Origin of the sequence: Thermogemmatispora aurantia, assembly GCF_008974285.1 — a bacterium.
GTDB lineage: Bacteria > Chloroflexota > Ktedonobacteria > Ktedonobacterales > Ktedonobacteraceae > Thermogemmatispora > Thermogemmatispora aurantia.
The window spans coordinates 266,180-279,974 of the sequence record NZ_BKZV01000003.1 but is presented as its reverse complement, the minus strand read 5'-3'; the positions used below and the strand labels follow the sequence as shown (position 1 = coordinate 279,974).

At 61.6% G+C, this 13,795-nt stretch carries 12 protein-coding genes; 5 read left to right on the top strand and 7 right to left on the bottom strand.

The window, feature by feature from the left end; translation table 11 throughout:
- Positions 1–210: 210 nt before the first annotated feature.
- From KTAU_RS10875 to KTAU_RS10865, 3 genes are all read right to left on the bottom strand, one after another.
- Positions 211–1,245 carry a zinc ribbon domain-containing protein gene (locus tag KTAU_RS10875; protein WP_151728409.1) on the bottom strand — a complete coding sequence of 345 codons (1,035 nt, stop codon included), beginning with the start codon at positions 1,243–1,245 and terminating at the stop codon, positions 211–213.
- A 417-nt stretch (positions 1,246–1,662) separates the two neighbouring features.
- Positions 1,663–2,778 (bottom strand): sigma-70 family RNA polymerase sigma factor, encoded by a 1,116-nt coding sequence (locus KTAU_RS10870; RefSeq protein WP_228026405.1) that lies wholly within the window; start codon positions 2,776–2,778, stop codon positions 1,663–1,665.
- Between the two features lie 321 nt (positions 2,779–3,099).
- Positions 3,100–3,429 (bottom strand): hypothetical protein, encoded by a 330-nt coding sequence (locus KTAU_RS10865; RefSeq protein ID WP_151728408.1) that lies wholly within the window; start codon positions 3,427–3,429, stop codon positions 3,100–3,102.
- A 402-nt stretch (positions 3,430–3,831) separates the two neighbouring features.
- Between KTAU_RS10865 and KTAU_RS10860 the strand changes: the two genes are divergently transcribed.
- Positions 3,832–4,335, top strand: coding sequence for a DinB family protein (locus KTAU_RS10860; RefSeq protein WP_151728407.1), 504 nt, complete (start codon positions 3,832–3,834; stop codon positions 4,333–4,335).
- Between the two features lie 99 nt (positions 4,336–4,434).
- On the opposite strand, the gene KTAU_RS10855 is transcribed toward KTAU_RS10860, so the two are convergent.
- Both KTAU_RS10855 and KTAU_RS10850 read right to left on the bottom strand, forming a co-directional pair.
- Complete coding sequence (locus KTAU_RS10855) at positions 4,435–5,310, bottom strand: heme NO-binding domain-containing protein (RefSeq protein WP_151728406.1); 876 nt, start codon at positions 5,308–5,310, stop codon at positions 4,435–4,437.
- Positions 5,311–6,034: 724 nt separating this feature from the next.
- Positions 6,035–8,860: a dynamin family protein gene (locus tag KTAU_RS10850; RefSeq protein ID WP_151728405.1), complete on the bottom strand. Its 2,826-nt coding sequence runs from the start codon at positions 8,858–8,860 to the stop codon at positions 6,035–6,037.
- A 329-nt stretch (positions 8,861–9,189) separates the two neighbouring features.
- On the opposite strand from KTAU_RS10850, the gene KTAU_RS10845 reads away from it, so the two are divergent.
- Both KTAU_RS10845 and KTAU_RS10840 read left to right on the top strand, forming a co-directional pair.
- Positions 9,190–9,951 carry a PIG-L deacetylase family protein gene (locus KTAU_RS10845; RefSeq protein WP_151728404.1) on the top strand — a complete coding sequence of 254 codons (762 nt, stop codon included), beginning with the start codon at positions 9,190–9,192 and terminating at the stop codon, positions 9,949–9,951.
- A 72-nt stretch (positions 9,952–10,023) separates the two neighbouring features.
- A complete protein-coding gene (locus KTAU_RS10840; RefSeq protein ID WP_151728403.1) occupies positions 10,024–11,262 on the top strand; it encodes an NAD(P)/FAD-dependent oxidoreductase in 1,239 nt (412 codons plus the stop codon).
- 27 nt (positions 11,263–11,289) lie between these two features.
- On the opposite strand, the gene KTAU_RS10835 is transcribed toward KTAU_RS10840, so the two are convergent.
- Positions 11,290–12,135: a methylated-DNA--[protein]-cysteine S-methyltransferase gene (locus KTAU_RS10835; protein WP_170293220.1), complete on the bottom strand. Its 846-nt coding sequence runs from the start codon at positions 12,133–12,135 to the stop codon at positions 11,290–11,292.
- The gene (locus tag KTAU_RS10830) at positions 12,128–12,751 is read right to left on the bottom strand and encodes an RNA polymerase sigma factor (RefSeq protein ID WP_151728402.1); all 624 of its coding nucleotides are present in this window, start codon (positions 12,749–12,751) and stop codon (positions 12,128–12,130) included. Before KTAU_RS10830 ends, KTAU_RS10835 begins: the two co-directional genes overlap by 8 nt.
- Positions 12,752–13,219: 468 nt before the next feature.
- On the opposite strand from KTAU_RS10830, the gene KTAU_RS10825 reads away from it, so the two are divergent.
- Positions 13,220–13,495 (top strand): mycoredoxin, encoded by a 276-nt coding sequence (locus tag KTAU_RS10825; RefSeq protein WP_223258162.1) that lies wholly within the window; start codon positions 13,220–13,222, stop codon positions 13,493–13,495.
- A 19-nt stretch (positions 13,496–13,514) separates the two neighbouring features.
- Positions 13,515–13,715 carry a hypothetical protein gene (locus KTAU_RS10820; RefSeq protein ID WP_151728401.1) on the top strand — a complete coding sequence of 67 codons (201 nt, stop codon included), beginning with the start codon at positions 13,515–13,517 and terminating at the stop codon, positions 13,713–13,715.
- The last annotated feature ends 80 nt before the right edge of the window (positions 13,716–13,795 follow it).

Below are 13,795 nucleotides of genomic sequence, written 5' to 3'. Positions count from 1 at the left end.
GTCGCAACAAGGCAATAGAAGAAGTTAGGCAGACTAGCCCATCTGGGTACAGCGAGAAGCGGCGCACAAGCAGGTAGCTAAGAGTAGAGGGCCAGCAGCAGGCCGGGCCGGGCCGAAGAGAGGTAGCCCGGCCCTTGACCCTCACGCTGCGCGGCGGCAGAAGGATTTTGCTGAGAGGCCGCAGGCTGTATGGTACGCAGTCAGGGTCGCTCAAATCAGGCCCACGTCGTCTGCCAGGCGACCCAAGTCGCCCAAGACGCCCTCCTCCTGCCTGTGATGGTGATGGTGATGGTGGTGGTGGTGGTGAGGGTAGCCGTAGTCATTGCCCTCCAGGGAGCGCTCCAGGCCGTGCAGGAGCATCTCGCCGCCGATCACTGCTGCTGCCCCGCCCAGGGCGCCCATTGCCAGTTTGCCGCCGTTCCCCTGGAACAGGCCACCGGGGCCGCCGCCCTGCTGATTGGGTGGCTGCTGCACTGCGGTAGCAGGCACGGGTGCGACGCCGACCAGACTCGTGTGGCAGCCTGGGCAGTTGCTTGTCCCCAGGGGAGAGATGGCCCAGCAGACCGGGCAGCGCAGCACCAATGGTGTTTGTGCAGGATAGGGGCCAGCGGGGATCGCATTGGCAGGCCCAGGGACTGGCTGTCCGGCAGGATAGGCTCCATACTGGGCCGGTGGCTGGGCCGTGGGGGGAGCATAAGCGGGCGAGCCGGCAGCTGGAGCCGGTGCGGGGTATGGGCTGGCTCCGGGTGTGCTGCCAGCACTGGCAGCCGGGGGCACAGGGTAGGGGCCGGCGGTCGTTACTGTTGGGGCGGAGGCTACTGCCGCGACGTTCAGCTCTGTGCCGCAGGCGCTGCAGAAGCGGGCGCCGCTCTGCTGGGGCTGGCCACACTGGGGGCAGAAGCGCGGCGTGGCAGGCTCGGTCAGAGCAGCGCCGCAGTTCGTACAGAAGGCATTTTGGGCAGCCACCTGCGCGTGACATTGAGGGCAGAGCCGCATGGACGGCCCTGTCGGCGCGCTGGGTGCTGCTGGACGCAGAGCATGGCCGCAGTGGGAGCAAAAAGCTGCTCCGGGTCGCACTTGGCCGCCACAGCGCGGGCACCATTCCCCGTTTGCCGCCGCCGCTCCGCCTGGGGTGACGGTCGGTTGCTGTGGCTGCAGAGGCTGGGTCTGTGGCACAGGTGTACCACACTGCGGGCAGAAACGTTTACCGCTCACATCGGTACCACAGGTTGCACAAGGTTGCATCTGCTGAATTCTCCTCTCAGACAAAAGCAAGCGCTTCGTAGCAAACTCTTATCTCTCCTGATTACTCTTCCGCAGTCTACCACAGGGTAAGTCTTTTCGTCGAGAGTGGGAGATGCGGCCCTGGCTTTCACGAGAGGCAGGTCGCAAAAAAGGGGAGAGCCGTGGGATCGGGTCGACCGGAAAGGGAATGCGAGGAAGCCGGACGTAGAAGTAGGGAGGCCGAGGGCGAAGGAAAGGCCTTTTCTCCCATCGAGGAGGCATAACCGTGAAGGGCATGGGCTAGCCAGCCAGCCGACCCATGCCCCCTTGAGCGGGCAAAGGGAAGGATCTATCTGCTCTCTTTGCGGAGCGCCGGGCTCTTCCTTTAGCCAGGGTTACTGGACAAGCCCAGTCGGTCCGGTTTAGGCGAGCGCGCACTCACACGCACTCCCGTAAAGAAGCGTTGCCGCTGAAATTGCGCAGCTTCATCAGGGCCACCACCTCGAGCTGGCGGACGCGCTCGCGCGAAATGCCCAATTCCTTGCCGACTTCCAGCAGCGTGCGGCTACGTCCATCGCCGATGCCGTAACGGAGCGTAATCACAGCGCGCTCGCGCGGGGTAAGCGTTGAAAGAGCGCGATGTAGCTCCTCGCCGAGCAAGTGCTGTGAAGCGGTCTCAGCGGGAGCGGGGGCAGTACTATCCTCCAACGTATCGGCCAGCGAATGGCGGGCCTCGTCGTCGACGGGGGCATCCAGAGAGACGGGTTGCTCAATCACACTGAGGAGATCGATGACTTCATTCACGTCAATATTGCAAGCTGCAGCAATCTGCTCAGGTTCGGGGTCCAGCCCGCTCTCCTGAGAAAGCTGAGCGGCGACGCGGCGTACTTTGCGGAGGCGGGTCGCCACATGTTCAGGCAAGTGAATCAGGCGAGACTGCTCGCCGGCGGCGCGGCTGACAGCCTGACGAATCCACCAGGTTGCATAGGTGCCGAAGTGGCAACCGCGACGATAATCAAACTTCTCGGCGGCGCGCATCAGCCCGAGGTTACCCTCCTGGATCAGATCGACCAGGGGGACGCCGGTGCTTGTATAACGACGGGCAATAGCAATGACCAGACGCAGATTTGACTCGATCAGTTTCCGACGCGCCAGCTCATCGCCCTCAGCGGCACGTCGTGCCAGCTCAAGCTCTTCCTCGTGGGTCAGCAGCCCCAGGCCACGGATATCGCGCAGGTAGCTCTGAAAAGCATCTTCAGAGCCGAGCGCCTGGCGTACATTTGGAGAGCGGCGTTCGGGAACCTCATCAGCCAGGTCGGGCTCGACGCTCTCCATCTCTAGCTCATCGCTGCTCTCCAGCAACGGATCAAGGGCCAGATCGGCAACGGTCTCGCTCGCGGGGAGGGCAGCATCGTCCTCGCCAGTGGCCAGCAGAACGGCCTCGCTTTCTATCTCCAGCGTGGCCGCCTTCCGGCCTATGCGCCGCCTCGCTGACTGGCTGGCCGGTCGCATCCTGCGGCCATCGCGTACGGGATCTGCAGCAGCTATAGCCATGATTCCACGCTCCCTTCGGGAAACTCACCGACAAAAACCAGCTTGCCGGCCTCCGTACGGCCTCGTGGTCGGCATTTGGTGCCGGGTAGGCCCATTCCTGGCATCCATCCAGCGGCTTTTATTCTACCTGGAACCCAGGTTAGCCAACATCAGGTGTTTACCTTAAATTCTCTCAGGTTCTAACCGTATCTTCCTTCTGACCGTTTGCTTCTTCCCCCCCGCCGGGCGGTCCCTCCCCTGCAGACTTACCCTTTAAAGACGCCCGGAGCGGCCAGAACAGGTAGCGGACCCATGACCCGCGGGCCAGCTGAGAGCGCTGGCTCAGCCCTGCTCGGGATCGAAGGGGTCCTCGACCCCGTGACCGCGATCGTAGAAGGTTTGCAGGACATCCCCAGGATGCTTCCCATAGGCTGGGCGTTTGCGCCACTGCCCTTCCCCGGCTTCGGAGGCGCTCATCTTCAGAATCAGGCGTTGATCTTGGCGCGTGGCGATGGCCGTATAGGGATAAAAACGATCTGTCCAGAACAGCAACGGCCCACGGCGCACCCGCACACTCTCAGGGTAGATGGCCACTATCTGACCCAGGTGGTGCTGATCGGCGCTATAGACGCTCAGGCCCTTTTCAATATCGGCAGCGCTCCAGTTCGTCATGAGACACTCTTCTCCTCTCCAGGCAACAGCCGATGAGATAGCGCACTACAACGGAGATTGCTTGAGGTTTTTCTCTGTGCCTTTCTCGTGATCTGCCTGATCATGTCCATCCCTATCACGCCCTTCTGCCAGGGAAGCGTTTCAGCCCGGCATTGTGTGGGAGCAGAGCAAGGCGCCAGGCCTGAAAGAAGGGTCAAAAGGAGGAAGACCGCACCTCAGCAGCTTTGCCCTTGTCTTCTCGCCGTTTGGTTAGCACATTGCTCGTCTGAAATTGGAAGATTGTAGGTCAGCAGCTGTCCGCTATTCGTGCTAGTCTAGAGTCTGTACGCTCCTCCCTCACCCTGCTTGCGAGGGGCGAGCTTCACAAACAACGGATGAATCATCAGAGAGAAGGAGCAAAGCATGACAGAAGCCGAGCAAACCCGACCCCGAGGAAGAACGCTGACAGAGATCTATCGTGGCTGGGGCCGCTATCAGCAGCTCCTGGTCGAGGCACTGACCCCACTCAGCGAGGGGCAGCTGGAGCTACGTATCGCTCCTCACCTGCGCAACATCCGCCAGCTTGCCGCCCATATTGCCGCGGCGCGAGCTGGCTGGTTTGGGGGAGTCATGGAAATAAAGCCGGAGCTGCTGCTGCCTTACACATCTTGGAACATAGAAGCTCCTGATGGACCGGTGACCGTACTTATCGAGGGCTTAGAGACCACCTGGCGGATCATCGATGAGCAACTTGGGCAGTGGACGCTCGCCGACCTGGAGACCACCTTCTCGGGGGTCTGGCGCGACAGACCCTACAGCTACGTGTGTCAGGAAATCATCTGGCACCTCATCGAGCATGATCTCCATCATGGGGGAGAGCTTTTCCTCATTCTAGGCTCTCATGGCCTGCCGACGCCCGAACTGTAGGCGGCACAGCGACCAGGAGAGAGCGTGTGATCTCTGCGGATCTCAGGTGCTGCTCACCAGCAGGGCGCCGACAAGCCAGAGCAGCGGGGTCAGCCTGCCTTAGTACTCCCAGTAGGTACTGACACGCCAGTAGCGGCGGGTCGTCAGGTTATTCTCTAGTTCTCCGTCTGTAGCGGCCACGTAGCCGGCAAACTGCAAATGGCGCAGAGCCTGCAGGAGGACTGCCGGGCGCTGGTAGGTGGGACTCAGACGGTAGCGCAGCACCAACGCCTGACGAACTTCGCGCAGAGTCAATGCCTGTGCCTGCTCCGTGGGCAGAATCGTCAGAATGCGCTGTCCTAGCTCACGCATCGCATTCTGGTGCGCCTGCTGCTCGAAGGCATTAGCGCGCGCCTGCTCTGAGAGCTGCTCTGCGCTTCTAGTGTCACGGGCAAAAGTAGCGGCAATGCGACACACGGGATCACCGTGCTTCATGCAGCTGTGTTCAAAAATCGTGACCTCTTCTCCATAGCGCTCGGCGGCGCCCTCGATGGCTCCCAGGAGGACCGCGCATAGCTGCCGCGGACTATCGTAGATCAGGATAACGCTACGCTCTTGAGGAGCGAACTCATAGTTGAAGAGCGGCGGAGTCAGACCCGCGGCAGTCTTACGCAGACGGCTATGGACATCCCGCATCGTGAGCAGCAGATCGTAGGCGCTGCTCACGCCCGAGAGGATATACTTGCAGAGATGGCCGGTGAGGCTATTCAGCATAAAGTAGCGTCCATATTCGCGCAGCAGCTGATCAGGGGCCAGACCGCTGAGGCGGCTGGCTGCTGCTACGCCCTCAAGAAGCGCTCCATCGTCGTAGGAACGGCTCACCAGGGGCGTGGCGCTCGGCGATTCACCGATGGCCTCTCGGTAGGCGCTCAACAGGCCGCCGCCAAAGCGCTCGCCTAGATACTTTTCCCAAGTTGTAAAAATGAGACCGTGCATACCTGGCCTCCTTCTCTCTCCAGTACCTGGTCCAGCCCTGCCACCTTTTCGAGAAAGTCGAGGTGGGTCTGATCGACCACCCTGGTTAGCGGGCGCCTGACAGGGGCTGGACTACACAATCACATTACGCTGCATGCTTGCTATCTGGATGAATAGGTAGGCCACAAGTACCAGTATTTTTTATGTAGTCAGAGATTGACAGATAATAGAGGTTTTATCTCGGCTGAAGCTATACTATTGACTCTCATCCGTTTTGGGAGAAGACAGCGACCAGGGAATCTGCCGGGCAAGATAAGAAGAAGAGGCGGTGGCTCTGCGAGCGTTATATGAATATTTCTCAACTCCGAGGAGCGACTTCTGCTAGATCTTCATTGCATCTCAACGCGATATTCACCGGGATCGGAGCCTGGTGCGGCTATCGTAATGCATGGGGGGTTGACAATGGGAGGCCGGCCCTGGGGGGACTGAGATGTGACGTGATCCTGTAGGCGGGTTTGTCGTGGGGAACAGGGAAAAGGGAGGGAGAGACGCGGCCCTGAGCGCTCTCCCTCCCTCTTTACTAGAGCTTGCTTATAGGACGAGGGTTATCCGGCTTCCTGTGAGCAGTTAGAGAGCGAAATATTTCATCTCCTGATAGGAGAAAGGGATGGACATGCCACCGAGCCGGGCCAGGTCAGGTTAGGCCTCAGCTCGGGGCATCTTCGTGTACTGTTCTCCAGGCCGCTTACTCCTGGCGATGAATGGTCTTGAGTGCCTCCACCTCCTGAATCAGATCAACCCACTGATCCAGCGCGGCCTCACGCTGCGCCTGCAAGTTATCGAGCTGCTGGCGCAGGGCTTCCGAAGTATGCACACGCTCGGTCAGGTGGCTGTAGAGGCGCGTCACGATATCCGAGAAAGTACCGTTTTGTGACACCGGCTGAGCCTCCAGGCGATCGCTATCGTAGACCTGGCGCTCCTGAAGCTTATCCAGCTCGTAGCGGAAGAGGCGCGCGATACGCTGCTCGGTGCTGCGGGCCAGGCCGTTACAGATCGTATCGAGAATTGGGGCCATCAGCCGGCGGGCCTGCTGGATGATCTCCTCGGCCCTCCCCTGAGCGTTCGTCAGGCGATAGAGCGCACCCACGGCTGGATTCTCGCGAGTGGGGGCGTATTTCTCCTCATTGAGCAGTTCGCCGAGAGTCACATAGAGGCAGATATCGCGGGCCTTCTCGCGGATGCTGCGCTTCAGTTTATTGTAGGCTTTCTGAATCTCATCCAGCTCGCCGCCGAACTCGCCGAGAGCCACCCGATTGATATCGAGCGAGCCGTCGACTTCCTCCTTGTAGGCAATCGGCATCAAGAAGGCCTCGGCCAGCGTGCGGGCGGGGTCATTCAGTTCGCGCTCCAGGGCCATGCACAGGCTCTGGCGCAGCGCCTTAATCAGGCCCCAGCCGTCGATATCCGTCCAGCGATTGCCGATCTCCATCGCTGGTGAATCCTCGGGGCGGCGGTTGCCGACCTTAATATAGTGATCGAAGTGGCCCTGTGTGATGCGGATTTTGACGCGTTGAGCGGCGCGCTCGTGGGCCGTTTGCAGCACGCGCTGGAAGACGCTCTTCTCGCTGCTGATCGCTGAATCGAACTGGCGCAGGGCGTCGTTCCAGGCATCGAGCATGGCGTTGGTGCGGCGCTGCAGGTGCTCGAAGCGAGCGGCGCTGCGGCGAGCCTGGCGCGAGCGCATTTCCTGCTGCAGCTCCTGCAGATCATGGCTTTCGACGCCGAGCTGGCTCATCTGTTCCCAGCACAGGTCTTCAGTCAGCTGCAAAGCCATCGCTAGCTGCGTCTCCGCGTGGCGCAGCTGCACCTCATAGCGGTTCTCCGTTAAAAAGACCTGTAGGTCGTGTGTCAGCTCGGGCAGACCGCTATACTGCAACATGGCCTCATGCTGCTCGCGCGTTACCTGCTCAAACTCCTGAGCGCTGGTAGTCGGCGGCAGCGAGGGGGCCACCTTCAGCAACTCGGGGTAGATTCCCAGCAGGCGACCGGCGTACTCACGGCCCTCCTGTTGGCGTTCCTCATCCAGGGAGGTGCCGGCCAGGCCCAGGGTTGCCAGCAGGGCATCGAGAGCTCGCAGCGGGTAGAAGAAATAGGTATGGCGTGAGCCGTGGCGATGGTAGCTCGCGTAGCCGGGGGGCAGTTCGCGCAGGAAGGGGCGCAGGCTGCCGAGGGCTTTCTCCTGGCTGGCGGGAGAATTAATCTCGTCCCAATGCGTCACCACCAGGAAGAGCATGCGGCTGGCCACGTCGAAGGCGCGGTTTTGCAGGACGGCCTGGCGTACCTCCTCGAAGATGCGCTGGATGCGCTCGTCGTCGCCGAAGCGGTTATTGCCGATCACCAGCAGCAAGGCATCGACCTGCTTCAGCTCCTCGCGCAGCATCAGGTCGTGATAGATCTGGCCGGCGGCGCCGCCGGGCAAATCGACCAGGACGCTGTTGGGGGGCAGCACTGAGCGCGGTCCCGCGTGCACGCGGTACTCTACATAGTCGATAACGCGTGTCAGGCGTGGCTCCTCGCTATCGCGGGCTGGCTCTTCGATATAGCGGCGGCTTTCCGTTTTCCAGCGCTCGCGTGGCACGATCTCCACGTAGGGCTGGTCATCCTTCAGGTAAGTATCGCCAAAGGCTTCGCTCGCTTTGAGCAGGATATTTAGCTCAGCGGCCAGGGCCTCGCGCATCTTCTGCGTTGGTGCCGTCTTGATGGCCTGCTGGGTCTGGCTGAGCAGGTGGCCGAAGGCGGCCCGTGTCAGAAAGTGGACGTGCATTTCCTCCGGCTCATCGTCGCGGCAGAGGCGCACGCGCGTGCGCACCCCCGTGACGGCGCCTCCGGCCAGGCGTGGGAAGATATCCTGTCCGATCAGGGCGGCCAGGAGCGTGCTCTTGCCGGCGCCGGCGTGCCCGACCAGCTTGACGGTATACTCTCGCGTATAATCCAGAGCGCGTGCCGCCTCGGCGATGTGGTGGCGCAGGCGCAGGGCCTGCTGCGACTCGATCTGCTGGATCTGTGGTCGTTCCAGTAAGCGGGCACAGGCCGAGGCACGCTGGAGCTGCTTTTTCCAGGCATTGATCTTTTGCGCTTTATCGGGGAGGTTGGCCGGGAAATAAACATCGATCTGACCGACCTGCTCCTCCAGACGCTGGAGCAGGCTATGGATCTCACCCGGAGCGGGAGGGGGAGTTACCGTCTGGGTGGCCTTTCCACTCTCCTCTTCCTCTTCCTCCTCCCCTTCTTCATATTCGTAATCTTCTTCCTCTTCGTCTTCCTCCTCATCATAGGAATCGGGCGGCGCTGGGGCTGTCGGGGCCGCACCAGGCTGCGCGGGGGCGGCGGTGGCGGAGGCCGCGGCTCCGGCGGCGGCAGCAGCTGCTGAAGCCTGCGCGGTTGTGGGTGGCGGATAGAGACGTGTCCCGCAGATATTGCAGAAGGGTGCACCAATGGGCACGACGTTATCGCACTGGGGACAGGTCATTAATTGTTGTGGTTGCTGTTGGGCCTGTCTAGTAAACTGCATACGTCTTTTTGTGTACTTCCCTTCCACAGATTTTGACCGTTAAGGCGAGATAGCATTGAAATAGGATGCTTTCATGTTAATAGATTTTTGTGGCCCCCGGCCCTCTCTAGCAGGAAAGTACCACCTGGCCTGTGACGCTCGCTGCCCTCTTGGGGGATAGGATGAGCGCTTTTTGAAAGGCTCGTTCCTCCGAGGGAGTGAGCGATGGCTCTTGTAGCTGGCTGGAAGGGCAGAGCGATAGCTCAGCGATAGGCAGAGAGAGGCGGGCGTGGTACAATAAGGCCGACTTCCCCGATGCCTTTTGAGATCCTAGAGGAGCGTGTCTTTTGATGCAGGGACAACAAGAAGCAGTTGAGACATCGAAAGAGCAAGCAAAGCGTGCAATGGTGATTGTGGCTCATCCCGATGATGCAGAATTCGGCTGTGGCGGCACTGTGGCGCGTTGGGCGCGCGAGGGATGGGAGGTTTACTACGTCATCTGTACCGATGGAGGAGGGGGAGGGCCGGACGAGGCGCAGGATGTCAGTGCAGAGGCCCGGCAGCGTACAATTGAGACGCGCAAGGCCGAGCAGCGGGCTGCCTGTCAGATTCTGGGGGTCAAAGAAGTCATTTTCCTCGGCTATCCCGACGGGCAGCTCCAGCCGACGCCCGAATTGAAGCGCGAGCTAGTGCGCCTCCTGCGCAGATATCGCCCCACGCGCGTGGTCTGTCAATCGCCCGAGCGCTCGTGGTCGCCAGTGCTCTTTTTAGGCCGCTATCATCCAGATCATCTGACCGCCGGGCGGATGGCCCTGGAGGCCGTCTATCCTGCTTCTCAGAATGCCTGGGACTTCCCTGAGCTATTGGCCGAGGGATTACAGCCGCATCGGGTGCGCGAAGTTTACATTGTTGGGGCGCCCATGCTCAACCATGCTGAAGATATCTCCACGACCATCGAGCTGAAGCTGCAGGCACTGCGGGCCCATGCCAGCCAGGTTGGAGACCACTTTGAGCAGGTAGCCGAGCGCGTGCGTCGTGGGGCCCAGGAGTCTGGGGCGCGGCATCAGTTAGCCTATGCCGAGGAGTTTCACCGCACGGAGAACGCTCGCTAGCCCTCCTGGTAAGCCGGCCAGTTGAGCGTTGTCTGGGAGCTGATTGATCAAGAAAGGGAGAGGACGGTGCCTATGCAGGAGTCCAGGGACGTTGTTGTTGTGGGGGGAGGGCCGGCGGGTCTGGCCGCCGCAGAGGCGGTAGCGCGCCAGGGACTGAGGGTGCTCGTATTAGAACGGCAGAGCGAGATCGGCTATCCGGTCCATACCAGTGGCGGAAGTTGGATCAAGGATATGCAGGAGCTGGGCGTACCCGCCCAGCTCTATCATCCGATCCTGCAGGTGTTTTTTCTCTCACCTCGGCAGCAGGTGGCGCTGCGCTATGATCCGCCGGTGGCCTGTGTCCTCGATGTGCGCGCCCTCTATCAGTACCTGGCGGCGCGCGCCATCGCTGCAGGGGCAGAGCTGCGCTTGCGCCATGCGGTCGATCAGGTGCTGCTTGAAGAGGGGGAGGTGCGCGGCGTAACGGTGCGCGACGAGCGTGGACGTCGTCTGATGGTCAGGGCCAAGGTGACCATCGATGCCAGCGGCATGGCTCGTCATATAGCCGTGCGAGTGGGACTCGGCGGCGCCTTCCGCCGCTATGGTTACGGAGCCGAGTACGATCTCTATGCGCCGCACTATCCCCAGGAAGAGCTGTATTTGCTGATGGGGAGCGAGGTCGCGCCCAGCGGCTACGCCTGGGTCTTTCCTCGTGGGCAGGGGCGGGTTCGCGTCGGGGTGGGGGTGATCCATCCAGATAGCGAAGACGATGCGCGTCTCTATCTAGAGTATTTGCTCCGCGAGGAGCCGCGCCTGCGGGAAAAGTTGCGCGGTGCCAGTGCTGTGGAGTATCACACGGGTCTCTTCCCGGCGGAAGGGCCAGTGGAACGTTTCTCCGCCGCTGGCCTCTTGCTGGCGGGCGATGCTGGGGGGCAGGGGTCGACGCTGGTAGGCGAGGGCATTCGCTTTGCCATCTACGCCGGGCGTCTGGCTGGAGAGGTGGCGGCGGAGGCGATCGAGGAGGGCAATACCTCGGCAGCCTTCCTGGAGCGCTTTGACCGTCGCTGGCGGGCGCGCTTTGGGCGCGAGATGGAGCTTGCCTATCTGATCAATCGTCACATTGCGGCCTACCGTGATGAGCAATGGGACGATGCCTTGGTCCTGCTCCGGCGCCTGACGCCGGCTCAGTGGGCCCAGGCTATGCGTGGCGAGTTCACCGCGGGCCTGCTCATGGGAATGATGGCGCGCAGCCCGCGTCTCGTCGCCAGCGGTGGCCGGCGCCTGCTGGAGCGTCTTCTAGAGCGTCTGGGTCAGGGGGCCAACGCGAGCTGAGTGAGCGCTGGCTGGTTTCCCCCTGACTTACTCGCTGGCGAGACTGGTGTCTGGACTCGCCGGGGGGGCAGGACGACAGTGCTGGCAGGGGCGATAGCCAAGGCTTGTTGCCTCCTCGGGCGAGCGCAGGGGCTGGCGATGTTCTGGGGCGATCCGGCGCGCGTAGCGACAGGTCGGGAAGCAGTAGACATGGGTAGTCGTACTGCCGATGTAGCGCACCCCCCTGGCGGAGAGCTGCTCTAGCAAGGCCAGGTCGATTCCTTCGGCTTCCAACAACGCCCGTTTATTGAGCGGGCCGCCCAGACTATAGTTGCCGATCTGGCAATCGCTGCGCACCACCCGGTGGCAGGGGATCAGCAGCGGGATGGGGTTGCGTGCCAGGGCATTGCCCACGGCCCGTACGGCGTGTGGCTGCCCGATCTCGCGCGCTACCCAGGCGTAGGGGCGCACCTCGCCAGAGGGGATCAGCAGCGTCCGGCACAGGACGGCCTGTTCGAAGGGGCTGCGACCGCGCAGATCAAAAGGCAGATGGGCCGTCTGACCGGTCTGCAGGGCTGACTCGATCTGCCCGACCCAGGCTGGAGCCTCGGCGGGATCGAGTGGAAAGATGGCCCGTCCAAACTCCGCGCGGAAGCGAGCCTCGAAGCTGGCGGCATCCTCTGCATGATCCACGGCGGAGATCCCGCGCGCATTCAGTGCCACGAAAACCGGTCCGATCGGCGACGAGAAGCGGAGGTAGCCGTCAGCCAGCCCGACTCGAAACAACACGTGGGAGCGCAGGGCTGGTGGGGGTGAGGCCTCCTGCTGGAAAGTGCGCAGCTCGCGGACCAGTTGTCGTGCTTGTGACAGGCTGCGAGACTGTTGCTCAGTCATAGAGCACCTCACGAGCATGATGTTGGGCAAGCACCTGGCGCAGCTGCGCCAGGCCACGATGGACTCTGGCCTTGACGGTGCCAATCGGTTGATTGAGCAGACGCGCCAGCTCTGGATAGCTCAGCCCCTCGATGTGGCGCAGCACAATCACCTCACGATAGGCAAGCGGTAGCGTCAGCAGCGCCTGCTGCAGCAGGCGCTGGCGCTCGCGCGCTTCCAGGTGGGCCTCGGGCCCTTCAGCGCGTGCCCCCTCTAGCTCCTCATCCGCGTCAGTGCTGGCCTGTTCCAGCGAGACACAGGTCGGCAGGTGACGGAGCTTGCGCAGTCGATTGCGCGCCACATTGAGCACAATCTGATAGAGCCAGGCGCGCAGAGCCAGACTGCGTACCTGCTCGACAGAATAGCCGCTGAGCGCGTGATAGGCGCGCACAAAGGCATCCTGGGTAATCTCCTGCGCCTCCTCGTAACTCCCGCTCAGCCGTAGAGCGAAGGCAAAGAGGCGCTGTTCATAGTACAGCACTACCTGCTCGAAGCAGCGGTCGAGATCGGCAAGCAAGCTATTCAACAACGCCTGCTCTTGATGAAAACCTGCCTCATCAGCGTGATTCATGGGCATGGCCCTGCTCCAGAACCCCGGCCTACTCTGGACTCCTGCTCCGCCAGGCCCGATCTCAGGTATTTGCTAGCTATGGGAATGAAGGTGAAAGCCGGCTTCACTGCTTGTACTGGCCTCCTCTCCTTTGATGCCTCACCCCTGTCCAGGCAGGCGTGCTTTTTCGCTTGACTCTGCTCCTTATAACACCTGGCCGGAGAGAAAGGTTGCGAGCCAGACCGCCTCGCCTGTCTGTGGGTCGCGCTCTGCCATTGCCACGACGTGGAGAGGCTTGGGGAGACCCCAGGCGGGGAGCGTAGTCGCTCAGGTGTCTCAGAGCTGGGAGAGCAGGACCAGACCAGGCCAGCCAAGCGTCGCATTGGGGTCTGGAGGGCAGCCTCAGGAATAGAGAAGCGCCCCGGCTGTGTTTTTATAAAGTGTAACCCGGGGTTCCGCACTCCACTATCATCATATCCCCAAGGAGCTATCTCAGTGGAAGGACACGCTACCGCTTCGACTATTACCCAACAGCAAATCAAGGTATATGCGACAAGCTGGTGTGGTGATTGTCGTAGAGCAAAGCGCTGGCTCGACGAACACCACATTGCCTATGACTACATCGATATAGAAAAAGACGAGCAGGCTGCGGCCTACGTCATGCAGGTCAATGGCGGCCTGCGCAGCGTTCCCACCATCGTCTTCCCCGATGGCTCTGTTCTCGTGGAGCCTTCGAATCGCGAGCTGGCGCAGAAGTTCGGCCTCAGCTGAGCGCGCAATGCGCTAGATCGTGACCACAGAGCCAGGCCAGGGCTGGCCGCTCAGCGCCGTAGTGATCCTGGTGCCTTCTCCTCGTCCCCGTGCGGTCAGGCGCTGGGGGACCCAGGCACAGAAAGCGCTGGCAGCTAGCCTGGCAGCCCGCATCCTCTATCTTCTGGCTGAATGGCGCCGAGCCTGGGCTACGCCTGTCCCCCCGGTGGGCCAGATGTGATAAGATCTAAACGATCAGTCCTCGCCCGTCTCCCGGGTTTCGTTCCCCGCTTGGGAGATGTGTCAGTCAGGCTGTGGCCT

Coding starts and splice junctions, on each gene's coding strand:
- KTAU_RS10840 (WP_151728403.1), top strand. CDS start 10,024: ATGCAGGAGTCCAGGGACGTTGTTGTTGTGGGGGGAGGGCCGGCGGGT.
- KTAU_RS10855 (WP_151728406.1), bottom strand. CDS start 5,310: ATGCACGGTCTCATTTTTACAACTTGGGAAAAGTATCTAGGCGAGCGC.
- KTAU_RS10865 (WP_151728408.1), bottom strand. CDS start 3,429: ATGACGAACTGGAGCGCTGCCGATATTGAAAAGGGCCTGAGCGTCTAT.
- KTAU_RS10845 (WP_151728404.1), top strand. CDS start 9,190: ATGCAGGGACAACAAGAAGCAGTTGAGACATCGAAAGAGCAAGCAAAG.
- KTAU_RS10860 (WP_151728407.1), top strand. CDS start 3,832: ATGACAGAAGCCGAGCAAACCCGACCCCGAGGAAGAACGCTGACAGAG.
- KTAU_RS10870 (WP_228026405.1), bottom strand. CDS start 2,778: ATGGCTATAGCTGCTGCAGATCCCGTACGCGATGGCCGCAGGATGCGA.
- KTAU_RS10835 (WP_170293220.1), bottom strand. CDS start 12,135: ATGACTGAGCAACAGTCTCGCAGCCTGTCACAAGCACGACAACTGGTC.
- KTAU_RS10830 (WP_151728402.1), bottom strand. CDS start 12,751: ATGCCCATGAATCACGCTGATGAGGCAGGTTTTCATCAAGAGCAGGCG.
- KTAU_RS10875 (WP_151728409.1), bottom strand. CDS start 1,245: ATGCAACCTTGTGCAACCTGTGGTACCGATGTGAGCGGTAAACGTTTC.
- KTAU_RS10850 (WP_151728405.1), bottom strand. CDS start 8,860: ATGCAGTTTACTAGACAGGCCCAACAGCAACCACAACAATTAATGACC.